This window comes from Salinicola sp. MH3R3-1 (genome assembly GCF_001937155.1).
Taxonomy (GTDB): Bacteria; Pseudomonadota; Gammaproteobacteria; order Pseudomonadales; family Halomonadaceae; genus Salinicola; species Salinicola halophyticus.
In genome coordinates, this window is record NZ_MSDP01000001.1 from 305,374 (window position 1) to 329,457 (window position 24,084).

17 protein-coding genes are annotated in these 24,084 nt (G+C 63.2%); 15 read left to right on the plus strand and 2 right to left on the minus strand.

Annotated elements, in window-relative coordinates:
- Nucleotides 1–11: 11 nt before the first annotated feature.
- On the plus strand, nucleotides 12–968 hold the full coding sequence (locus BTW08_RS01415) for a D-ribose ABC transporter substrate-binding protein (protein WP_075560712.1): 957 nt from the start codon (nucleotides 12–14) through the stop codon (nucleotides 966–968).
- An 82-nt stretch (nucleotides 969–1,050) separates the two neighbouring features.
- Here the strand turns inward: BTW08_RS01415 and BTW08_RS01420 are convergent, their stop codons facing one another.
- Nucleotides 1,051–1,857, minus strand: coding sequence for a DeoR/GlpR family DNA-binding transcription regulator (locus tag BTW08_RS01420; RefSeq protein ID WP_075560713.1), 807 nt, complete (start codon nucleotides 1,855–1,857; stop codon nucleotides 1,051–1,053).
- Nucleotides 1,854–2,960, minus strand: a complete 1,107-nt coding sequence (locus tag BTW08_RS01425) for an alcohol dehydrogenase catalytic domain-containing protein (RefSeq protein WP_075560714.1) — start codon at nucleotides 2,958–2,960, stop codon at nucleotides 1,854–1,856. The genes BTW08_RS01420 and BTW08_RS01425 overlap by 4 nt, the downstream gene beginning before the upstream one ends.
- 264 nt (nucleotides 2,961–3,224) lie before the next feature.
- Here BTW08_RS01425 and BTW08_RS01430 point away from each other — a divergent pair, with 264 nt between their 5' ends.
- The 14 genes from BTW08_RS01430 (at nucleotide 3,225) to selB (ending at nucleotide 24,080) form a co-directional block, all read left to right on the plus strand.
- A complete protein-coding gene (locus BTW08_RS01430; RefSeq protein ID WP_075560715.1) occupies nucleotides 3,225–4,787 on the plus strand; it encodes an FGGY-family carbohydrate kinase in 1,563 nt (520 codons plus the stop codon).
- A complete protein-coding gene (locus BTW08_RS01435) occupies nucleotides 4,784–6,541 on the plus strand; it encodes a glycerol-3-phosphate dehydrogenase/oxidase (RefSeq protein ID WP_075560716.1) in 1,758 nt (585 codons plus the stop codon). Before BTW08_RS01430 ends, BTW08_RS01435 begins: the two co-directional genes overlap by 4 nt.
- Nucleotides 6,538–7,341, plus strand: a complete 804-nt coding sequence (locus BTW08_RS01440; protein WP_075560717.1) for a hypothetical protein — start codon at nucleotides 6,538–6,540, stop codon at nucleotides 7,339–7,341. Before BTW08_RS01435 ends, BTW08_RS01440 begins: the two co-directional genes overlap by 4 nt.
- Nucleotides 7,342–7,548: 207 nt before the next feature.
- On the plus strand, nucleotides 7,549–8,769 hold the full coding sequence (gene metK, locus BTW08_RS01445; protein ID WP_075560718.1) for a methionine adenosyltransferase: 1,221 nt from the start codon (nucleotides 7,549–7,551) through the stop codon (nucleotides 8,767–8,769).
- Nucleotides 8,770–9,062: 293 nt separating this feature from the next.
- Nucleotides 9,063–10,310, plus strand: coding sequence for a sodium:proton antiporter (locus BTW08_RS01450; protein ID WP_075560719.1), 1,248 nt, complete (start codon nucleotides 9,063–9,065; stop codon nucleotides 10,308–10,310).
- A gap of 125 nt (nucleotides 10,311–10,435) precedes the next feature.
- A complete protein-coding gene (locus BTW08_RS01455) occupies nucleotides 10,436–11,794 on the plus strand; it encodes a TAXI family TRAP transporter solute-binding subunit (protein WP_083627617.1) in 1,359 nt (452 codons plus the stop codon).
- A 63-nt stretch (nucleotides 11,795–11,857) separates the two neighbouring features.
- Nucleotides 11,858–12,355 carry a DUF1850 domain-containing protein gene (locus tag BTW08_RS01460; RefSeq protein WP_075560720.1) on the plus strand — a complete coding sequence of 166 codons (498 nt, stop codon included), beginning with the start codon at nucleotides 11,858–11,860 and terminating at the stop codon, nucleotides 12,353–12,355.
- 24 nt (nucleotides 12,356–12,379) lie between these two features.
- The gene (locus BTW08_RS01465) at nucleotides 12,380–14,569 is read left to right on the plus strand and encodes a TRAP transporter permease (RefSeq protein ID WP_075560721.1); all 2,190 of its coding nucleotides are present in this window, start codon (nucleotides 12,380–12,382) and stop codon (nucleotides 14,567–14,569) included.
- A 234-nt stretch (nucleotides 14,570–14,803) separates the two neighbouring features.
- Nucleotides 14,804–17,878 (plus strand): formate dehydrogenase-N subunit alpha, encoded by a 3,075-nt coding sequence (fdnG, locus tag BTW08_RS01475; protein WP_280951135.1) that lies wholly within the window; start codon nucleotides 14,804–14,806, stop codon nucleotides 17,876–17,878.
- Between the two features lie 10 nt (nucleotides 17,879–17,888).
- Entirely contained in the window at nucleotides 17,889–18,869 is a 981-nt protein-coding gene (gene fdxH, locus BTW08_RS01480) for a formate dehydrogenase subunit beta (RefSeq protein ID WP_083627618.1), read from the plus strand.
- Complete coding sequence (locus BTW08_RS01485) at nucleotides 18,866–19,513, plus strand: formate dehydrogenase subunit gamma (RefSeq protein ID WP_075560723.1); 648 nt, start codon at nucleotides 18,866–18,868, stop codon at nucleotides 19,511–19,513. Before fdxH ends, BTW08_RS01485 begins: the two co-directional genes overlap by 4 nt.
- Entirely contained in the window at nucleotides 19,497–20,504 is a 1,008-nt protein-coding gene (gene fdhE, locus BTW08_RS01490) for a formate dehydrogenase accessory protein FdhE (protein WP_083627619.1), read from the plus strand. The genes BTW08_RS01485 and fdhE overlap by 17 nt, the downstream gene beginning before the upstream one ends.
- Nucleotides 20,505–20,646: 142 nt before the next feature.
- Nucleotides 20,647–22,113 (plus strand): L-seryl-tRNA(Sec) selenium transferase, encoded by a 1,467-nt coding sequence (gene selA / locus BTW08_RS01495; RefSeq protein ID WP_246837616.1) that lies wholly within the window; start codon nucleotides 20,647–20,649, stop codon nucleotides 22,111–22,113.
- Entirely contained in the window at nucleotides 22,110–24,080 is a 1,971-nt protein-coding gene (gene selB / locus BTW08_RS01500) for a selenocysteine-specific translation elongation factor (RefSeq protein WP_075560724.1), read from the plus strand. The genes selA and selB overlap by 4 nt, the downstream gene beginning before the upstream one ends.
- Nucleotides 24,081–24,084: the final 4 nt, after the last annotated feature.

Below are 24,084 nucleotides of genomic sequence, written 5' to 3' on the forward strand. Positions count from 1 at the left end.
GGTGATTCATCATGTTCAAGACAGGAAAACGCCTGCTGATCGCCGCCCTCGCCGTGAGTGCGCCACTACTCGCCGGCACTGCTATGGCGCAGGACAAGGGGCTGATCTCGATCATCGTCAACGACACCTCCAACCCTTACTGGTTCACGGAGGGCAAGATCGCCCGTGAAACCGCGGAAGAGTTGGGTTACGAGGCCAATGTCAGCGCCCATAAAGGGGATACCAATACCGAAAGCCGCCAGATCGATACCGCGATCACCAATCAGGCCAAGGCGATCATTCTCGACCCCGCCAACGCCGATGGGTCCGTCGGGGCGGTGCGCAAGGCCGTCAACGCCGGCATTCCGGTGTTCCTGGTCAATGCCGAAATCAACGAACAGGGGCTGGCCAAGGCGCAGCTGGTTTCCAACAATGCCCAGGGCGCGGCAATGGGTGCGCAGCAGTGGGTCCAGACGGTCGGCGACTCGGCCAACTACGTCGAGCTGAAAGGCGCGCCGTCGGACAACAACGCCGCGACGCGTTCCAACGGCTATGAAACCGTATTGAGCCAGTATCCGGACCTCAAGAAGGTCGGTGAGGATGTCGCCAACTGGGATCGGACTCAGGGCAACAACAAGATGCAGAGTCTGCTGCAGGCGCACCCGGATATTCAGGGCGTGATGAGCGGCAACGACGAGATGGCACTGGGCGCGATCTCTGCCCTCAAGGAAGCCGGCAAGCTGGATGGTATCGTTGTCGGCGGCTTCGACGGCTCGCCCGATGCGGTCGATGCGATCAAGGCCGGCGAACTGGCGTATACCGTGCTGCAGCCGGTGGCGATCTTCTCCGAAGACGCCGTGCGCATGGCTGACAAGTTCATCAATACCGGTGAAACCGGGATCGACGGCGAGAAGAAGCTCTATGATTGCCTGCTGATCACCCCGGACAATGTCGACAAGTACACGTCGCCGTTCGTGCTGGAGCAGTGATGCTCTGCTGAACATGTCAGGTTCTGTTGAGACGACACCGCCGCGGGCCTCTGGCTCGCGGCGATTCCGTTCGTGGGCTTCGCTACAAAATTCTGATCAAGCGGTAGCGGATGCCGGCGTCGTCCAGCTCGCGGCGATGCTCGGCGGCGAGGCCTTCATCGATCAACACCAGGTCGAATTCCGCAAGATCGGCCAGTCGGTGCAGCGCGCTGCGGCCGAACTTGGCGCTATGCACCAGCAGGATTCGGCGTTCGGCAGCCGCCATCTGGGCGCGCTTGATCTGGGTCACGGCAGGATCCTGCACGTAGGCGGTGGTACCCAGGATCGCCGAGGCAGACAGGATCGCGACATTGGCGCGCAGATTGGCGAGGGTCTGCTCGCAGAGCAGGCCGAAGGTCGCGTTGAAGCGCGGTTGATAGTCGCCGCCTAGCGTTATCAGCTTGATGCCGCTGGAGTATTTGAGCCGATCGATGCTTTCCAGCCCATTGGCAATGACGGTGAGCGGCTCGAGTGCCGGTAGCAGCGAGGCCAGCTCGCTGGCGGTAGTTGAGTCATCGAGCATCACCGCTTCGCCCGGCGCGATCTCCTCCAGCGCCGCGCGCGCCAGCGCCTGCTTTTCCCGCGTGGCGATGTGCGATCGCAACGCGAAATTGCTCTCGAATACGCTGGAAGAGCGAGTGGTAACGCCGCCGTGCTGCTTGTTGACCATGCCCTGTTCGGAAAGCGCATCGAGGTCTCGATGCACCGTCATGCGGCTGACGGCGAAGCGCGCGGCCAGCTCGTCGACCTGGGCCGAGCCGGCCTGAATGATGTAGTCCAGCATCGCCTGGCGACGTGCTGTTGCGCCCCTCGTCGTGGGTCGAGGCGGCACGGTTTCGAGCGAGGTCATGACGCTCCCGTCGTCAGCACGACCTTGATCGAATCACGCTGGGCGGCGATCTCGAAGCCGCGTTCGAAATCGGCCAGGGGCACGTGATGGGTGACGAGGCCGCGGGTCGTCACCAACCCGCGAGCCAGCAGGTCGATCGCCACCGGATACGTGTGCGGTGATAGGTGCGAGCCGCGAATATCCAGCTCCTTGCGATCACCGATCGTCGACCAGTCGACGGTAGTGGGTTCCTTGAACACGCTGAACTCGACGAAACGGCCGAGCTTGCGCAGCGATTCCAGACCCTGGATCACCCCGCTCGACGAGCCGGTAGCGTCGATATAGACCTCGCAGCCGTAGCCGCCGGTCAAGGCGCGTATCTCCCTGGCGATATCGTCGCGATGGGGGTTGAAGCCGTGATCGGCGCCATAGTCGCGAGCCAGTGCCAGACGCTCGTCATGGGTGTCGACCAAGATCAGCTGTCTGGGCGTCTTGAGTCTGGCGAGCTGCACCATCGCCAGGCCGATCGGTCCGCCGCCGGCGATCACCACGGTATCGTCGAACTGGATCTCGGCGCGATTGACCGCATGGATACCGCAGGCCAGCGGCTCGAGGAAGGCGGCGTCCTCGACGCTCAGGCGAGGATCGACCCGATGCAGCACCGCGTTGGCCGGCACGCGCAGGTATTCCGCCATTCCACCGTCGGCGACGCCGCCCTGGAAGCCGAAGATGTTGTGCACCTCGCACATCCAGTAGTGGCCGCGCTGGCAATAAAAGCACTGTCGACAGGGCAGAATCTGTTCCGGCACCACGCGCATGCCCAACTCGACGTTGAAGTGTTCAGCGGCGCCTTCGCCAAGGGCGACTACCTCACCGGCGAACTCGTGGCCGACGATCATCGGCGGCTTGACGAAGGGCGCGAAGCGATCGCCGTCACCCCAGTACATCGCGGCGCCGTCGCGACATTTGAGATCGCTCGAGCAGATGCCGCAGGCCTGAATCCTGAGCACCAGCTCGTTAAGGCCGGGGCGAGGCGTTGGCATGCGCTCGAGACGATAGTCGCCGGGTCCGCGGCAGACCACGGCATGCATGTCCTTGGGTAGAGAAAGGCGAGAGTCGGGCATCGGGCGTGCTCCGGTCATGTCGAGGGCGTGAATGATCCCTTTAGACATAACATCAAAAAGTGACGATTCGCCGTATGACTTTGGTCGCGGCAGTTATCTGCTTTTAGCGATGCGTTTCTAGTTCATTGAAAATGAAAGATTAGATTGGTATTTGCGCGATCTTTAACACTAACGTCTAACGTCGTTTTATCTCAACAAAGTGTTAGAAATGACCGTACAAGGTGCTGATCGCGTCAGGGGCAGCGCCGTCAACAGGAGACAGTCATGTCGCGCGGTTATCTGCTGGGGCTAGATGGCGGTTCCAGCTCCACCAAGGCGGTGATCTTCGATCTCCAGGGCACCGTCGTGGGGATCGGACGGGAGGATTCTCGACTCGAACACCCTAAAGCGCACTGGGTCGAGCGCGATATGACGGCGGCCTGGTCCAGCGCCGCCCAGGCGATACGCGCCGCGCTGACGAACGCCGAGCTGAATGGCGGCGATATTGTGGCAGTAGGTGTCACCGGCCATGGCGACGGGCTCTATCCGCTCGATCGGGAGGGCCGGCCGCTCGGTCATGCCATTACCTCCCTGGATAGCCGCGCCGCGGGTATCGTCGAGCGCTGGTGCCGCGAGGGGGTGCGCGAGGAGGCGCTGGCCCGTATCGGTCAGATGCCTTTCGCGTTCTCGCCGGTGACGTTGCTGGCGTGGATGCAGCAATATCAGCCCGAACGGTTTGCGGCGCTCGGGCACGTGCTGACCTGCAAGGACTGGTTGCGATTCAAGCTGACCGGCGAGCTGTCCACCGATTTCACCGAAGCCAGCACCGGTTACACCGACGTCAATACCCAACGCTATAGCCGAGAGGCGCTGACGATGCTGGGTATCGAATCCGTGTTCGAGGCGCTGCCGGACGTTCGCCTGTCCGACGAGATTGCCGGGCGTGTGTGCGAGGCGGCTGCCCGTGCCACCGGGCTGACGGCGGGCACGCCGGTGGCGACGGGGCTGCACGACGTCACGGCCAGCGCGGTGGGCCTGGGTAATATCGCGTCGGATACGCTGACCATCGCGGCCGGCACCTTTAGTATCAACGAGGTCTTCTCCGACGCACCCAAGCCCGATCCGCGCTGGGCGACGCGCAACGGTCTGCGTGCGGGTCAGTGGCTCAACATGGCGATCTCGCCGGCCTCCTCGAGCAATCTAGAATGGTTCCATCGCCAATGGGGACAGCCCGGCGATGGCGGCACCGGTGCCTTTCTCGCCGACATGGAGGCGGCGCTCGACGCTGCATTCCGCAGCTCGTCACGACTGGTCTATCACCCGTTCCTTTACGGCTCGCCCTACGACGAACCCGCCAGCGCCGGGCTGTTCGGCCTCCAGGGCTGGCACGATCGGGGCCACGTGCTGCGCGCCATTCTGGAAGGCGTGGTATTCAACCACCGCGTTCATGTCGATGCGCTGGCGTCGACGTTCAATATCGACCGCGTCCGTATCACCGGCGGCGGCAGTCACTCGCCGCGGCTGGCCCAGCTGTTCGCCGATTCGCTGGGGCGGCCGCTGGAGACGTCGCGGATTCACGAGGCTGCCGCCTGGGGCGCCGCGATCTGCGCGGGCGTGGCCGCCGAAGTCTTTCCCTCGATCGAGTCAGCGGCTCGGCTCTGCGAGGTCGGCCATCGTTACCTGCCGGATCAAGAGCGCCAGGCCGAATGTCAGCAGGGCTTCAAGCGTTATCAGCGGCTGGTCGAGGGGATGCGGTCGCTGTGGACGATGCTCGACGCCGAGGCCACGTCTTCGAATTCGTCCGCTACCTCGAGCGAATCCATGCCGCAACCGGGAGCCACCCGATGACGCAACCCTTGAATCCACCACCGTTGAGTCGTCGGCAGACGCTGGAACGTCTGCGTGCCGATCCCTCGGTGTCGGTACTGATCATCGGTGCCGGCATCAACGGTGCCGGCCTGTTTCGCGACCTGGCGCTGCAGGGGGTCGATGTCCTGATCGTCGACAAGCAGGACTTCTGTGCCGGCGCCAGCGCCGCGCCGTCGCGGCTGATCCACGGTGGCCTCAAGTATCTGGAGACCGGCGAGTTCCGGTTGGTGGCGCAGTCGACCCGCGAGCGTAATCTGCTACTGCGCAATGCGCCCCACGTGGTGCATCCGCTGCGCACCGCGATGCCGACGCACAGCTGGTTCGGCGGGATCTGGCCGTCGATTCAGCGTTTCTTTCGTCGTCCGGCGAAGATCGATGACCGTGGCATTCTGATCAGTGAGCTGGGGCTGACGCTTTATGACTTCTTCGGGCGTCATTTTCGCAGCATGCCGCGTCACTCGCTGACGCTGGGCCGCAGGGTGCATCAGTCGCTGCCGGATATCCGTCGCGACGTTCGCGCGCTGCACACCTATTACGACGCGGCGATCAGTCAGGCCGAGCGCCTCGGGTTCGAGCTGATCGACGACGGCTGCCGAACCCATCGCGGGGCGATGGCACTCAACCACGTCGATCTAATCGGCGCCGACAGTGGAACGGTAAATTTCGAGGATGAAGAGGGCAACGCTTTCACGGTGCGACCGCAGATCATCGTTAATGCCGGCGGCGCCTGGATCGACGAGATCAACCGTCAGTTGGGGCGCAGAACGCAGCACATCGGCGGCACCAAGGGCGGGCATCTGATCGTCGATGTGCCGCAGGTTCGCGATCAACTCGACGGCCGTATGATCTACTTCGGCACCCCGGACGGGCGCATCTGCCTGATTTATCCGTTCATGAATCACGTGCTGGTCGGCGCCACCGACATTCGCTGTACCGATCCCGATCGGGCCGTCTGCGACGACGACGAGCGCGACTATATGCTCGAGGCGGTGCGCTATCTGTTTCCCGACGTGCCGATCGGCCCCGAACAGGTCCGCTATCGCTATAGCGGGGTGCGTCCGCTGCCACGTAGCGACGCCGCCGATCCGGGGCAGATCAGCCGCGATCACGCCATCGTCGAGGACCGCATCCACGACTGGCCGGTGCTGTCGCTGGTCGGCGGCAAATGGACCACCTTTCGAGGGTTCGCTGAGGAGGTCGCCGACGACGTGCTCGCCAGACTGGGCCGGCGTCGCGAGCTCGATACCCGCCAGCTGGCGATCGGCGGGGGGAAGGATTACCCCCGAGATGCGGCGGCACGCGAGATGTGGCTGGTCCGCGTCACCGAACTCTGTGATGGAGATCGTGGCCGCGCAATCGTACTGCTGGCGCGCTACGGAACACGTGGCGACGCGGTGGCACGTCACTGTGAACGGATCGGTGTCGATGGCCTCTCTCGTCAGCGCCCGCTGGATTCGCTGGTCGACTATCGTGAAGGAGAGATCGATTTCGTCTGCCGCTTCGAGCGCGTCGAACATCTGGCCGATGTGCTGTTCCGGCGCTTGCCGATCGCGCTCTCCGGCCAGCTGGACGGCGCAGTGATCGACGAGGTGGCCGCGCTCTGCGGTGTCGCGCTGGGATGGTCGGATGCGCGCCGAGGCAGTGAAATCGAACGGGCTAGAGACGTCGCCATGCACGCACACGGCGTCTCGCTGACACCGGCAGAGTCGTCTTTTCAGGAGAACTCGCCATGACGACCGTCTTTTCTTCCAGTGGGTTGCGGACCGGGCGATTGTTCCGCCGCGACACGCAGTTGAGCTGCATGGTTGCGTTTGATCGGACGCTGCTGGCGGGGCCGGTCGCGCACGCGATCGATGCGCGGCTTACCTGCGAGGCCATCGTCGCGGCCAGGCCGGAGGCGGTACTGCTGTCGCCGGGCGTGCTCAAGTCCTGCGGGGATCTGTTCGCCGACAGTCGGGCGCCCAGGGTGGTGCTGCGAATCGACTACCCCATGGTGGGCGACTTCATGCTCGCCGGGGAGGAGTATCACCGTATGATCGCAACGCCGGCCCAGGCCCAGGCGATGGGGGCGGACGCGGCGGTGATGTGCCTGATATCCGGTTACGACGATCCCAGGCGGGAGGCCGACAACCTCGAGGCGGTGGCGGAAGCCGCGCGTCAATGTGAAGCGATCGGGTTGCCGCTGATCGTCGAAGCGGTGGTGTGGGGGAGCCGCGAGGAGGGTCGCCTCGACGCCGAACGGATCGCGCGAGTCGCGAGAATCGCCGCCGAGCTGGGCGCCGATCTGATCAAGGCGCAATATACCGATGATTCCGAGGACATGCGGACCCTGGTGCAGAGTTGTCCGGTTCCCGTGCTGGTGCTGGGCGGGGCGGCGATGAACGACGACGAGGCGTTGGCGCGCTTTACCCGCGATGCCCTGGACAACGGTGCGCGTGGGGTGATCTTCGGGCGTAACGCCTGGCAGCGCGAGAACGCGACGGCGGGTATCGAGCGACTGATCGATACTGTGCACGGTATGACCCGTGTCTGATAGTGCTGGTCAATCGGTGGCTTAGGTGGCAAAGAATAGGCAGCTAGCAATTCTGTGTGTAGACTTTCGTACCCTGTCCCGGCGCGTTCGGAACAGCGATGTCGTGCGTCGTTTCAACCGTCCTTCCGACCGGCGGCGCTGTGTTTTTTTGTTTCGCGGGTCGCATTGGCGGGCCGCAACCAGTGAACGAAGGGATCTCCGTACGCCATGAGCGAATACTCTCTGTTTACCTCCGAATCCGTGTCCGAAGGTCATCCGGACAAGATTGCCGACCAGATCTCCGATGCTGTCCTCGACGCCATCATCGCGCGCGACAAGCAGGCTCGCGTGGCCTGCGAAACGCTGGTGAAGACCGGCGTCGCCATCGTCGCCGGTGAAATTTCCACCACCGCCTGGGTCGATCTGGAAGACCTGGTGCGCAAGGTGATCATGGATATCGGCTACACCTCTTCGGAAGTCGGTTTCGATGGTGAAACCTGCGGCGTGATCAACTTGATCGGCAAGCAGAGCGTCGATATCGCCCAGGGCGTCGATCGCAGCAAGCCCGAAGATCAGGGCGCCGGCGATCAGGGCCTGATGTTCGGCTACGCCACCAACGAGACCGACTCTTTGATGCCGGCGCCGATTCACTACTCGCATAGGCTGGTCGAACGTCAGGCCGAGCTGCGCAAGAACGGCACGCTCTCGTGGCTGCGCCCGGACGCCAAGAGCCAGATAACCTTCAGCTATGACGACGACGGCAAGCCCAACGGCGTCGACGCCGTGGTGCTGTCGACCCAGCATGATCCAGACATCTCCCAGGAAGATCTGCGCAAGGCGGTGGAAGATCTGATCATCCGTGATGTTCTCCCGGCGGAGTGGATTCACGACAAGACGCGTTTTCACATCAACCCCACCGGCAAGTTCGTGATCGGTGGCCCGGTGGGCGATTGCGGCCTGACCGGACGCAAGATCATCGTCGACACCTACGGTGGCATGGCACGCCACGGCGGCGGGGCGTTCTCGGGCAAGGACCCGTCCAAGGTCGATCGCAGCGCCGCCTATGCCGGACGCTACGTGGCCAAGAACATCGTCGCCGCCGGGCTCGCCGACAAGTGCGAGATTCAGGTCTCCTACGCCATCGGCGTCGCCGAGCCGACCTCAGTCTCGATCAACACCTTCGGCACCGCCAGGATCAGCGAAGCCAAAATCATCGAGCTGGTGCGCGATCACTTCGATCTGCGCCCTCATGCGATCACGCGGATGCTCGACCTGCTCCACCCCATGTATCAGCTCACCGCCGCCTACGGTCACTTCGGCCGCGAGCCGTTCGAATCGAGCTACACCTGGACTGACGTCAACGGCGAAACCCAGACCGAGACCTTCACCGCGTTCCCGTGGGAAAAGACGGACAGGGCGGAAGACTTGAAGGCTGCTGCCGGTCTGTAAAAGCCGCAGTGGCTGATACGCCCCGGCCGGTTTGGAACCGGGCGTTGAAGTCCGACCTGTAGAGACGCAATAGCGGACCCGACTCGGGTCCGCTTTTTTTTCGAGCTTGTCTTACCAGGGCTACCGTTTTTCGAATCTGCTGGCGACCGGGTAGATCACCGATCGTGGTGATCGACGGCCCGAGCCACTATCGTTAATGGCGTAGCAGCCGTTGATGACGTAGCAGCCGTTAATGACGACGCCGCGAATACATCGACCATCCGCCAGGGCTGGCAACGACGGGAAAGGATTCCATGCTGGAAATCGCAGCAGTCTTCATCACGATCACCGCGCTGTTCGCGTGGTTCAACTACCGATTCATCAAGCTGCCGGCGACGATTGGCGTGATGTTCATCTCGCTGGTGGCGTCGGTGCTGTTGATCGTCCTGAGTCATGTCGGGTTCGATGCCATTACCGACTGGGCCGAAACCTGGCTGGGGCAGATAAACTTCAACGCCTTGCTGATGGACGGCATGCTGTCGTTTCTGCTGTTCGCCGGTGCCTTGCACGTCGATTTCCATAAGCTCAAGCGCTACCGCTACTCGATCGGTTTTCTCGCCACCATCGGCGTGGTGATCTCGACGCTGGCGGTCGGCAGCGCCGCCTGGTGGCTCTTTCGAACCTTTCATATCGATGTCCCCTATCTCTATTGCCTGGTCTTCGGTGCGCTGATTGCGCCGACCGATCCCATCGCGGTGCTTGGCATCATGCGCAGTGCGGGTGCGCCCGATGACATGGAGATCAAGATCGTCGGCGAGTCGCTGTTCAACGACGGTGTAGCCGTGGTGGTGTTCACCATGCTGCTGGGCGCGGCGACCGCCACCGAAGCGCTGACGGTCATGCACTCCGCGACGCTGTTCCTGGAAGAGGCGGGTGGCGGCATCCTGCTGGGGCTGGTGATGGGATATGTCGCCTACTGGATGATGAAGAGCATCGATCAGTATCAGATCGAAGTGCTGGTCAGTCTGGCGCTGGTCCTGGGCGGTTACACGCTGGCAACGCATCTTCACGTCTCGGGGCCGATCTCGATGGTCATCGCCGGGCTGTTCATCGGCAACCGCGGCCGAGAGCATGCCATGTCGGATACCACCCGTCGCTACGTCGACGGCTTCTGGGAGCTCATCGACGAGATTCTCAACGCCGTGCTGTTCGTACTGATCGGCCTCGAATTGCTGCTGATCCCGTTCGAGTGGTCGTACTTGATCGTCGCGGGGCCGGTGATCGTCGTCATTCTGGTGACGCGCCTGCTCACCATCGGTCTGCCCATCGCCGTATTGAACCGGTGGGTACACTTTCGTCCCGGCACCACGCGTGTGCTGACCTGGGGCGGGCTACGGGGCGGCATCTCGGTGGCATTGGCGCTGGGCCTGCCCGAGAGCGATTATCGAAATACCATCGTGATGGTGACCTACATCATCGTGCTGTTCTCGATCCTGGTTCAGGGGCTGACCATCGGCGGCGTGGTTCGGCACGTGTTATCCCAGGATGCTAAAAATTCTTAGACTTTAGTGGTATACGGCGGCTCAGGCATGGTATCGCCGCCGGGCGTTCCTTACTCTTGAGCCACTGTACGGTTTCTTTTTCGTCGATCAGCTGGGTCGATGACGTTTCAATGACGGGGTGAACCATGATGTTACGCACAGGAATGCTGGTCGCGGCGCTGGGCCTTTCCGGGGCACTGCTGGCGGGTTGCGGTGACGACGGCGACGATCAGGCGAAGAGCGAGGCTCAGGAGCAGTCATCGTCTCAGCAGGAGTCCCAATCTTCCAGCGGCAGCTCCGATTCACAGCAGACCGCGTCTTCCGGGGCTGCCGACAGCCAGAGTAGTGACGAGAGCGCCAGTCAAGGTAATGGTGAAGGCGGCGGTGATCCGGTCAACCTGATCTTCGGTACCGGCGGCACCGGCGGCAGTTACTACCCGATCGGCGGGGCGCTGAAGAGCGTGTTCGAGAAGAGCGATCTTGTCGACGGCGTGCAGGTCGTTTCCACCGGCGCCTCGGTGCAGAACATCAACAATATCAACGATGGCTTGAATCAGGTAGCTATCGTGATGAGCGACGTCGCCTATGACGCCGTCAAGGGCCAGAACCAGTTCGATGGCCAGCCTGCCGATATCGAAGCCATCGCCGGCATGTACCCCAACGTGGTGCAGGTCGTCGCCACGGGCGATAGCGACATCCACAGCATTGCCGATCTGAAAGGCAAGCGCGTCGGCGTTGGCAAGGTGGGCTCCGGGGTCGAGCAGAGCGCCGCCAAGGTGCTGGAATCTGCCGGTCTCAGCTACGACGATCTCGCCCAGGTCAGCCACACCGGCTACGCCGACAGCGTGACCGAGATGAGCAATGGCAATCTCGATGCCGCGTTCTTCACCTCCGGTGTGCCCAACTCCAGCATTACCGGACTGATGCAGAGCACCGACGTGACCTTCGTTCCGGTCGAGGGCGACGTTGCCTCCAAACTGCTGGAAAAGTATCCGTATTACGAAAATTACGAAATCCCGGCCGGTGCTCCCGAGCGCTATGACCTGGGGGACGCGGTGGATACGGTGGCGATCCGCAACATCATGATCGTGCCGTCGTCCATGCGTGACGATGTGGCCGAGGATCTGGCCAAGCGGTTCCACGACTATCTTGAGTCCGGCAACGTCTCCGTTGGCGCGCTCAAGCAGTTCGATCCCGCCACCCTGGACAAGGACCTGGTCGTGCCGGTGCATCCGGGCGCCGAAGCGTACTACGAGACGCTGTCCTCTTCCGAGGGATCGGCGACTAGTGATGATGCCGCCAATGGCGGTGACAATAGCGATCTGTCGGAAGACACCGCTTCGATGCCGGCCAACGAGAAGGCGGCGACGACCGACGCCGATGGCGCAGAGGCTGAGCCAGCCAAGCAGACCAGCGCCGAGACGCCGGAAGACAATGCCCAGCCCACCGAAAACAGCGAGACCAGTGGCGGTGATAACGCTCAGGACAAGGACCCGCAGTCCTGAGTGGGAGGGTCGTGGCTGGCCAATCGGAATCACGGCCTCGATGAATGGTCATGACCCCCGGCCATGACACGTAGAATCTGGCTAAGTGCCGTAGCGGTGGTGATCCTAGTGGTCGCCACCGCTGCGGTTCCGCTCCCCTGGTTGGTCATTCGTGACGGGCCACAGTGGCGATTCGCCTTCCCGGGGTGGCAGGGAACGACCTTCACGCTGCGCTGGATGCATTCGGTCGAGAAAGAAGATTGGGAAGAGTGGTTTGCGGTGACCGGAGATGATGCCATCGAGATCACCGGAACGCGCTTCAAGACGTTCGGAGCCGGCGTCCCCTCGCACGCGGGCACCGAAACCCATCTCGAGAATGGCTGGGTGGTAATGACCGGAATCGATCGGGTGGTCGATCCGTTGGCGGTACAGGCGGCGGTAGAAGAACACTACCGCTTGATCTATGCGGGCCACACCGTCCCCCTGGCGCGTGGGGATCCTCCCAGAATACTGACCTTTTCCATCCTCAGGGTGCCGCTGTGGCAAGTCTTGCCGGCACTGGTGCGACCCTGGTTGTCATAGATCCCCGCTTGGCGAGGAAGACATATGCCCGAACAGAAGAACACGATCTCCGCCGACGGCTCAGAAGATCCGGCGGTCAAGGAGGCGCTGGAGAAATTCGATCGCGAAAGCCTGGTAAGAGACAGGTTGCCGCGTTCGGTGATCCAGTTCGTTACCGCGGTGTCGGTACTGCTGGCGCTGTTCCATCTCTACACCTCGTTTTCGGGGCCGCTGGTGGACGTTGCTCAACGCAGCATCCACCTCTATACCCTGCTGGGCCTGGCGTTCATTCTCTATCCGTTGACTCGCAAGGGAGCCAGGGATCGCGTGCCATGGGGCGACGCACTGATCGCCCTGATCGCGTTCGGTATCGGCGTCTACATGCTGGTGGTGTCGGATCGGGTCATTGCCTCGGCAGGGCGTATCAACAACGTCGACATGGTGGTCGGCTTCACCGCCATTCTGCTGGTGCTGGATGCCACTCGGCGCGTCACCGGCTGGGGGCTGACGATCCTCGCGTCGCTGTTTCTGATCTACGGCTTCTACGCCAAACTCTCGTTCTATCCGCAGGTCAACGAGGCGATTCTGCTGGCCACCTGCAAGCAGATCGTCTCGCACCTAGTGTTCATTACCGAAGGGCTGCTGGGCACGGCGATCGGGGTCTCGGCGAGCTATATCGTTCTGTTCATCCTGTTCGGTGCCTTCCTCGGCAAGTCCGGGCTGGGACAGCTGTTCAACGATCTGGCACTGGCGATCGCCGGTCACACGCGTGGCGGTCCGGCCAAGGTGGCGGTGATCGCCAGCGGGTTTCTGGGATCGATCAACGGTTCGGCGATCGCCAATGTGGTGACCACCGGCGCCTTCACCATCCCCTTGATGAAGCGGACCGGCTACAAGGCGAACTTCGCCGGGGCGGTCGAAGCTGCAGCCAGCGTCGGCGGCCAGATTCTGCCGCCGATCATGGGCGCTGCCGCGTTCATCATGGCCGAGGTGTTGGCAGTTCCCTACACCCAGGTGATTCTGGCGGGGATCATTCCGGCACTACTCTACTATCTCGGCGTGCTGTTCCAGGTACATCTGCGCGCCATGCGCAACGGCCTCGAAGGCATTCCCCGTTCGCAGCTGACGCCCCTCAAGGAGGTCATGCTCAAGCGTGGCCACCTGCTGATACCCATGGCCGTGTTGCTGTGGCTATTGTTCGAAGGGCGGGCGCCGTTCTTTGCCGCATTCTGGTCCATCGCCGCGACCGTGCTGATCTGCGGTACACGCCGTGTCGCGATCGGACTCAGCGTGATTCTGGCACTGTTGATCTTCGAACCGCTGCTGCGGGCGCTGATCGGCGGCCACGCGCTGCCCAACTTCCCGGCCAGTCGCTGGATGCTGTTCGTGATCATCGCGATTCCGGTGGCGATCAACGCGCTGCGTGCGAGGCTCGGCATGGTCGCTGAGAAGATGGATATCGGCGATTGCCGCGATGCGATGCACGACGGGATACGCAATGCGATTCCGGTAGCCGTCGCCTGTGGCGCGGTGGGAATCATCGTCGGGATCGCCACGCTGACCGGGGTGGCGCTGGAGGCTGCCGATGCGGTGGTGACGCTGGGTCAGCAGATCCCGATTCCGATGATTCAGCTGCTGGTCACCCTGTTCCTGACCATGATCGCGTCGATCGTGCTGGGTATGGGGCTGCCGAGTATCCCGACCTACATCATCACCAGCACCATGGCCGCGCCGATCCTTCTGAACCTGCCGATGTTCCGTGAACTGGCAGGCAGCAACGAGACCGCGATCTTCGTGGCGCACATGTTCGTGTTCTACTTCGGGCTGTTCGCCAACCTGACGCCGCCGGTGGCGCTGGCGGCATACGCTGGGGCCGGGATCAGTGGCGGCTCGCCCAATGCCACCGGTTTCCAGGCGATGAAGCTGGCGATCGCCGGCTTCGTGGTGCCCTACATGTTCGTGTTCGCGCACAGCATGCTGATGATCGACGCGACGCTGTGGAACACCCTATGGGTGATCGTTACCGGCGTGGTCGGCGTGTTGCTGCTGGCGGTGGCGGTCGAGGGCTATCTGCGACGTCCGCTCAATGTCTTCTGGCGCATTCTGGCGGCGGTCGGTGCCCTGGCGCTGATCTTCCCGGGTCTTGCCAGTGACGTCATCGGTGCGGTGATTACCGGGGTGCTGTTCCTGTTGGCCAAGGCGAAGCCGGAAATAAAATCCGCTCAGGCGACCTAGCCCCGCGCTGCTGGGCGTCGTCACGACGCCCGTTGTGTTGATCCGCCATGACGCCCGCTTTCCGAACAGGAGAGCGGGCGTTTCTGTTGGTATTTCGCGATCGAAGCTCCCCCACGGATGGGAGACGATTGGCTAAGCGTGGGTACGAGCATCCGCGGGCAAGATTTGCTATAAGCAATGTCATGCACCCGTTCATTAATAGAGGTGCTGGTCACAGACCGATGAGGTAGGCATATGTCGATCAACGTCACTCGGCGCCAGTTTTTCAAACTGGGCGGGGCGGGGTTGGCGAGTTCGAGTCTGGCGATGATGGGCTTCGCGCCCGAACCCGCCGAGGCCTCGATTCGCCAGTTCAAGCTGACCCACGCCAAAGAGACTCGTAACACCTGCACCTACTGCTCCGTGGGGTGCGGGATCCTGATTTACAGCAAAGGCGATGGGTCCAAGAACGTCGAACAGAACGTCTTCCATATCGAGGGCGATCCGGATCATCCGGTGTCTCGAGGCTCGCTGTGTCCGAAAGGCGCCGGCCTGCTCGATTTCGTCCACAGCAAGGGCCGTCTCGAGTATCCGCAGGTTCGTGAAGCGGGTTCCAGCGAGTGGACGCGTATCACCTGGGACGACGCGCTGAACCGTATCGCTCGCCATATGAAGGACGATCGGGACGCCAATTTCGTCCAGCGCACCGCGCAGGGCGAGACGGTCAACCACTGGACGACGACCGGCTTCCTGGCGGCGTCGGGTTCTTCCAACGAATCCGGCTATATCACCCACAAGGTGGTGCGCAATCTCGGCATGGTGGCGTTCGACAACCAGGCACGCGTCTGACACGGACCGACGGTGGCAGGTCTTGCCCCTTCATTCGGTCGCGGTGCCATGACCAATCACTGGGTCGACATCCGCAATGCCAATCTGATTCTGTCGATGGGCGGCAACTCCGCCGAAGCGCACCCCGTGGGCTTCCGCTGGGTGACAGAGGCCATCGAACACAATAAAGCCGAGTTGATCACGATCGACCCGCGCTTCACCCGTACCGGTGCCGTGGCGCAGGACAAGGCGTTCATCCGCACGGGGACCGATATCGCCTTCTTGGGCGGTTTGATCAGCTATCTGATCGAGACCGATCAGATCCAGCGCGAGTACGTGCTGAACTACACCGATGCGGCGCTGATCGTGCGCGAGGACTACGGCTTCGAGGATGGCCTGTTCTCGGGTTACGACGAGCAGACCCGTAGCTATGAGAAAGAGTCGTGGATGTACGAGATGGGCGAGGATGGCTTCGTTCGCCGCGACGAGTCGCTGCAGGATCCGCGCTGCGTCTATCAGCTGCTGCGCGAGCACTTCGCGCGATATACCCCTGACATGGTCTCAAGCATCACCGGTATTCCACTGGATGCCATCCAGCGCATCTGGAAGAAGATCGCGGCGATGGCGGTGCCCGACAAGACCATGACCATTCTCTATGCGCTGGGCTGGACGCAGCACTCCATCGGCTCGCAGATCATTCGTACGGCGGCAATGGTTCAGCTGCTGCTGGGCAATATGGGCATGCCGGGCGGTGGCGTGAACGCGTTGCGAGGGCATTCCAATATCCAGGGGCTGACCGATCTGGGTCTGCTGTCGCAGCTGCTGCCGGGCTACATGACCTTGGCCAATGCCAAGGAGCAGGATTACGACGCCTATATCGACAAGCGCACCAAGCAGCCGACCGTGGAAGGCCAGGTCTCCTATTGGAAGAACTACGAGAAATTCCACGTCAGCCTGATGAAGTCCTGGTACGGCGACGCCGCCAATGAAGGCAACAACTGGTGTTTCGACTGGCTGCCCAAGCTCGAAAGGCCGCTCTACGACATCCTCGATACGTTCGAACGCATGTCCAAGGGCGAGCTCAATGGCTACTTCTGTCAGGGCTTCAACCCGCTGGCCTCGTTCCCCAATCGGTCCAAGGTCACCAAGGCGCTCTCGTCGCTGAAGTATCTGGTGGTGATGGACCCGCTCAACACCGAGACCAGCGAATTCTGGAAAAACTACGGCGAGTACAACGATGTCGACTCCAGCCAGATCGACACCGAAGTCTTCCGGCTGCCGACCTGCTGCTTCGCCGAGGACGAGGGCTCGATCGTCAACAGCGCCCGCTGGCTGCAGTGGCACTGGGCCGCGGCACCGCCGCCGGGGGATTCGCGTCCGGATACCCGGATCATGGGCGAGCTGTTCCTCAAGCTGAAGCAGCTCTATCAGGATGAGGGCGGCGTTTTTGCCGATCCAATTCTCAACCTGACTTGGGATTACCGGATTCCGGCCGATCCCAAGGCGGACGAGCTGGCACGCGAATTCAACGGGCGTGCGCTCGAGGATCTCACCGACGAGCAGGGTAACGTGACGCGTCGCGCCGGCGAGCAGCTGGCCGGCTTTGCCGAGCTGACCAGCGACGGCAAGACGGCGTCGGGCTGCTGGATATTTTCCGGCTGCTGGACCGAAGCCGGCAACCAGATGGCGAACCGCGACAACTCCGATCCCTACGGCACCGGCAACACGCTGGGCTGGGCCTGGGCCTGGCCGATGAACCGGCGGATTCTTTACAACCGCGCCAGCGCGGACGTGGAAGGCCGGCCCTGGGGGCCCGACAAGGCGTTCGTCTGGTGGGATAGCGAGCAGGGCGCCTGGGTCGGCGCCGACGTGCCCGATTTCCCGACCAACTCGGCCCCATCGCAGGGACAGATGCCGTTCATCATGCAACCGGAGGGCGTCGGTCACCTGTTTGCCGGTCAGAGCATGGTCGACGGCCCGTTCCCCGAGCACTACGAGCCGTTCGAGTCTCCGGTGCCCCAGAACCTGTTGCACCCCGGCAAGAAAAAGGCGCGCAACAATCCGGCGGCGCGCATCTTCGACGCGGATCGCGAGGACCTGGGCACGCCGGAGGAGTTCCCGCATGCGGCGACGACCTATCGCCTCACCGAGCACTTCCACTTCTGGACCAAGCATGCCGAGCTCAACGCCATCGTGCAGCCGCAACAGTTCGTCGAGATCGGCGAAGCGCTGGCCAACGAGATCGGCATCGCCGCCGGCGACTGGGTGAAGGTGTCGTCCAAGCGCGGCTTCATCAAGGCCGTGGCGGTGGTGACCAAGCGCCTGCGACCGATGATGATCGGCGACCAGCAGGTTCATCACGTGGGGATTCCGCTGCACTGGGGATTCACCGGGGTGGCCAAGAAGGGCTACCTGGTCAATGCGTTGACGCCGTTCGTCGGCGATGCCAACACCCAGACGCCGGAATACAAGTCGTTCACCGTCCGCGTCGAGAAGGCTTGAGGAGCGAAAAATGGATAATTCTCAGAACATCATCGCCCGCTCCGCCACGACCACGGCGCCCCCCCAGGTCCGGGGTCACGTCGAGGAAGTGGCCAAGCTGATCGATGTCTCCAAGTGCATCGGCTGCAAGGCGTGTCAGGTGGCGTGCATGGAGTGGAACGATCTGCGCGACGACGTCGGCGAGTGCCACGGCACCTACGACAACCCCACCGATCTGACCGCCAATTCGTGGACGGTCATGCGTTTCAGTGAGTACGAATCGCAGGAGGGCAACCTCGAGTGGCTGATCCGCAAAGATGGCTGCATGCACTGCGCCGAGCCGGGTTGTCTGACGGCCTGCCCGGCGCCCGGCGCGATCGTGCAGTACGCCAACGGCATCGTCGATTTCGACTCCAACCACTGCATCGGCTGCGGCTACTGCATTACCGGGTGCCCGTTCGATATTCCGCGAATCTCGCCGAAGGATCAGAAGTCCTACAAGTGCACGCTGTGTTCCGATCGGGTCAATGCCGGTATGGAGCCGGCCTGCGTCAAGACTTGCCCGACCAACTGCATCGAGTTCGGCACCAAGACGGACATGCTGGCTCGGGCGGAAAAGCGGGTAGGCGATCTCAAGGAACTCGGCTTCCGGGACGCGGGGGTCTACGATCCGGCCGGGGTCGGCGGCACGCACGTCATGTATGTGCTGCACCACGCCAACGATCCCAATCGTTACGCCGGTCTGCCCAAGGACCCGCGGATCTCGCCGTTGGTCGGGGCATGGAAGGGCGCGACCAAGCCCTTCATGTCGGCGATCATCGGTATCACCGCATTCGCCGGGGTTATCCACTACATGACCAAGGGGCCCAAGGAGGAGCCCGAAGAGGATCCGAGGGGGTACGACGATACGCCGCCGGAATCGCTCGGTTACGATGCGACTCGGCAGCCGCCCCGGCACGCCCCTGATTGGGACAACAGCGCGGGCGGTCGTCCGCCGGGAGAGAATCGATGAAGATGCCACGCGATCGTCTGATTCGTTATTCGCCGCTGGATCGTGCCAATCACTGGACCATGGCCATGGTCTTCGTGCTGTTGGCGCTTTCCGGGCTGGCATTCTTCCATCCCGCCTTCTTCTTCCTCAGTCATACGCTGGGCGGGCCGGTCTGGGCGCGGATCCTGCATCCGTTTCTCGGGGTGGCGCTGGTGCTGCTTTTCTACGCCATGGCGGTGCGCCACGTGCGGCGCAACCTGCTTGGCGAGAACGACGTCCAGTGGATGCGCCAGATCGATGACGTTCTCGACAACCGCGATGAGAAGTTGCCGCCCATCGGCAAGTACAACCCGGGCCAGAAGCTGGTCTATTGGGCGCTGGTGGTGTCGATCGCGCTGCTGCTGATCAGCGGCGTGATCATGTGGCGGCCGTGGTTTGCCGGCTTCTTCCCGATCCCGTTGATCCGCTTCGCCAGTCTGCTCCATGCCGTGTCGGCGTTCGTGGCCATCGTCACCATCGTGGTTCACGTCTACGCCGCCATTTGGGTCAAGGGCTCTATCCGTGCGATGACACGGGGCTGGGTAACCCGCGCCTGGGCGCGTCATCATCACGGCCTGTGGGCCCGCGAACAAGAGGAGGCGCAGCGCCGTGAGCGACAGCCCTGATAACGACGGTCCTGATGACCACAGCCCGGAGAGCGAGAGCTCTGATCATCACAGCCAGGCGCGTGCGACGGGTCAACACGCCTTCGGTCAGACACCGCCTTCGCCGGGTGCGCCGCCGGTGGTTGGACTGCCGCCACGCAAGCTGTTTGCCGAGCGCGCCCAGCGCTTGAACAAGCTAGGCGAGCGCGTGCCGGCGATGGCGGCTTATCTGCAATTCATGGCGATGATCGTCGAAGCCCAGCATCGTGTCCTGCAACAGCCGCGGCCCTCCTTGATCGGCGGGGCGGAACTGGCGATGACCCATGGCATTCCGCCGCTGTCGGTCGACGGTTTGTGGCGGGACATGTCTTGGCCGGCCGACCTCGAGGCGCTGCTGGACGCGCTCGATACACGTGTCGAAGCCCCTCAGCGCGTCTGGTTCGACGCCCTGCGCGAGCTGCCGGACGCGGATCGTGCGGACTTGGCTCGCGCCGTGCTCGAAGGCCAGCCGTTGGCGATCGAGCAGCGCGCGATGGCACCGCTGATGGGCGCGGCGCTGCAGGTGGCGTGGACGCGTCAGGCGCGGCTGCTGCCCGCCACGCCGCCCAGACCGGCGGGGCTGGGGGATAATCTTTGTCCGTGTTGTGGCGCTCCCGCCGTTGGCAGTCTGATCCAGATCGGCATGGCGCGTTCCCGGGTGCGCTACCTGCAGTGCGGCCTGTGCGCCAGCGAGTGGTACGCCGAACGGGCCAAGTGCGTTCAGTGCGGCGATAGCCGGACGCTCGACTATGTCAGCCTCGAGGACGAGCAGGGCGAGCGGGTGCTGCCGGTCCAGGCGGAAACCTGTGATCACTGTCACAGCTATCTGAAACGGGTCAACCGCGAGTGGGAGGCGGATGCCGATCCGCTGGCCGACGATCTTGCCAGCCTGACGCTGGACATGATGATCGCCGATCGTGATCTGGCGCGGCGGGCTTTCAATCCGCTGCTGGTGCTGGGCGAGCCGGCCTGAGCTTCGAGCTTCGAGAAAGGGATTGCGAACTTCGCGAGTCGACGGGGATTGTCTTCGCGGCTCGCGGCTCGCGGCTCGCGGCTTGTATTGGCGCCAGCTCGACGATTAAATCGAGGTCACAGTCAGCGACCTCGAGCCCGTCATGCCCGACACGATCGACTCATCGATGGATCTTCGCCGCCAGTTGCCGGGGGTAACGATACTGCTCGAGCATGCCGAACTGCGGCCATGGCGGCAGCAACATGGCGACCGGCTGCTGACCCGTGCCATTCGCGACACGCTCGCGCAATATCGCCAGCGCTTGAGTGCGGGCTCGGCCACTGAAGACAGTGTTTCAGACGCTGTCGATGGTGCCAAACGGCCAGAGGAGAGCGGTCTGGTCGCAGCGATCATCGTTCGACTCGAGCTTTTGGCCCGGCCCAATACCCGGCCGGTCTTCAATCTCACCGGCACCGTCATCCACACCAACCTGGGGCGTTCGCCTCTTTCCGAGTCAGCCATCGAGGCGGTGGTCCAGGCCGCGCGCCATCCCATCGCGCTGGAATACGATCTGGAAAAGGGCCGACGCGGCGATCGCGACCGCCTGGTGGAAGATCTGCTGATCGAACTGACCGGGGCCGAAGCGGCCACAGTGGTCAACAACAACGCCGCCGCGGTGCTGCTGGCACTCACCGCGCTCGCCGCCGGGCGCGAGGCGGTGATCTCTCGCGGGGAAATGATCGAAATCGGCGGTGCTTTTCGGATCCCCGACGTCATGTCCGCCGCCGGTTGCCGGCTGGTGGAGGTCGGCGCCACCAATCGCACCCATGCTCGGGATTTTCGCCAGGCGCTCGGTGACGACAGCGGGCTGATCGTTAAGGCGCACACATCGAACTACGTGATTACCGGTTTTACCCGCAGCGTGCCAGAGCACGAACTCGCCACTATCGCCCACGACCACGGCATCCCGTTCATGATCGATCTGGGTAGCGGCGCGCTGACCGACTTTCGCGCGCTGGGCCTGCCGCACGAGTCACAGCCGGCGGAGGCGATCGCGGCCGGTGCCGATCTGGTCACGTTCAGCGGCGACAAGCTGCTCGGCGGGCCGCAGGCGGGCATCGTGGTCGGCAAGCGCGAACTGATCGATCGCTTGAAGACGCATCCGCTCAAGCGAGCCTTGCGCTGCGACAAGCTGACGCTGGCGGCACTGGAAGCGACGCTCCGATGCTATCGAGACAGTGACGCGCCGTCACGATCCCTCCCCACTCTGCTGATGCTGTCCCGCGGTATCGACACGATTGCCGAGCAGGCGGAGCGCCTGCTGCCGGCGATGCAGGCCGCGTTCGACGGCATCGCCGAGGTCGCCTGCCGGGATTGTCGTAGCCAACTGGGCAGTGGCTCGCTGCCGGTGGATCGGCTCGATAGCCGCGCCCTGGTGCTGCGAGGTCGAGGGAGTCGTGAGCTGTCCCGCCTCGAGCGTGTACTTCGTGCGCTGCCGCGCCCGGTGATCGGGCGGGTGCACGACGGGGCAGTGTGGCTGGATCTGCGCTGTCTGCATGATGAAGCGGACGAGCGTCGATTCGTGGTACAGCTCGACGATATCCCGGCCCTGTGGGATGGCATGCCATGATCGTCGGCACGGCGGGTCACGTCGATCATGGCAAGACGGCGTTGATCCAGGGCCTGACCGGGATCGCCACCGACCGCTTGAAGGAAGAGCAGGCACGCGGACTGACCATCGAAGCGGGCTACGCCTATCCCGACCCGCCACCGCAATACGGTGACGTGACGCTGGGGTTCATCGATGTGCCCGGCCACGAACGCTTCATCGCCAATATGCTGTCCGGCGCTGCCGGCATCCAAGCCATGCTGCTGGTGGTCGCTGCCGATGACGGCATCATGCCGCAGACCGTCGAGCATGCGCGGATTCTGGAGCTGCTGGGGGTGACACGGGCGTGGGTAGCGCTGACCAAGATCGATCGCGTCGAGCCTGCACGCGTGGCACAGATAACGCAGGAACTGCGGGCGTGGTTGGCCGCAACGCCTTTTTCCGGGGCACCGATCTTTCCGCTCTCCAACACGACGGGAGAGGGGATAGACGCCCTCCGGCATGTGCTGTGGACGACAGCGAGCGACCTTTCCCAGGGCGGCGCTTCTTCATCCGCTGCGATGGCGTCTGCCGGTTCGGGCCGTTTCCGGCTGGCTGTCGACCGGGTCTTCGTCAAGCAAGGAGCCGGCGTGGTGGTGACGGGGACGGTACGTAGTGGCCAGCTTTCGAGCGGCGACAGGGTGAAATTGCTACCGGCCGGTCTGACGGCTCGTGTGCGTGGCCTGCGCTGTCAGAATCGCGACGTGGAAACCGCAAAGCGTGGCGATCGCTGTGCCATCAATCTCAGCGGGGCCGATATCGAACGTGGTCGGCTGGAGCGTGGTGACTGGGTCGTCGCCGAGCGCTCCCGGGTGGAGGATCGCGTCCGCCTGGACGTCACGCTTAAGGCGTTGCCCGAGACTCCAGAACTCACCCACTGGATGCCGGTTCATCTGCATCATGTCAGCGCGCATGTCACCGGGCGGCTGTCGCTGCTGGAGGGCGAGGTGTTGGCTGCGAATGGCACGATGCTGGCGCAACTGGTGCTGGATTCGCCGCTTCAGACGGTCCATGGCGATATTGTGGTCGTTCGAGATCAGGGCGCTCGCCACACACTGGCCGGCGCCCGGGTACTGGATGTCGCGCCGCCGCGTCGAGGCGCCCGCAAGGCTGCGCGTCTTCGCTGGCTGAGTGCGCTGCGATCGATCCTGCCCGGCGCCTCGGAAGTGCCGTCGATCGACGAGCTGTGGGCGAATATCGACGATGGCGAGGGTATCGATCTCGATGCGCTGGCGGCCAACCTCGATCTGCCTACGGAGACACTGCAGGCCTCCGCGCAGCGTAGCGGATGGCAGGTGATCGCGAATCGCGCCACTCGCTTCGCTTTCCTGGCGTCGGCATTGATGTCCCTTTACGACCAGGTCCTGAACTGCCTGACGGCCGTCCACGATCAGGAGCCCGCCATGCGAGGGGCGGAGATCGACCGGCTGCGTCGAATGAGTGCGCCGCGCCTGCCGCCCGATCTATTTCGACCGTTGCTGGAACGATGGGTCGCCCAGGGAACGATCGTGCAACACGGCCCGTTCGTGGCGCTGACGACGCACCGCGCCACGATGGCGGAAGCGGATCTGGCGCGGTGGGAGCTCGTGCGCCCCCAGCTGGCGGCCTCCCCGTTCGAGCCGCCGCGGGTGCGCGATATTGCGCAACGGCTCGCGTGGGATGAGCGCGAAACGCGAAGGCTGCTGCATAACGCGGCGTTGCTGGGGGAGGTCTATCAGTTGCGCCAGGATCATTTCTTTCTGGCATGTCACGTGGCCGAACTGGCCGACCGGGTCCGCGAGCTCGATGCCTGTTCGCCGGTCGGTGCCACTGCCTCGGATTTCCGTGATGGTATCGGCTGTGGGCGGAAATTGGCCGTCGCGATACTCGAGTTTTTCGATCGTGTGGGCTTCACCCGGCGAATCGGAGATGGTCACAAGGTGATCCGAGGCGATATGCTATTCGACTGATGGA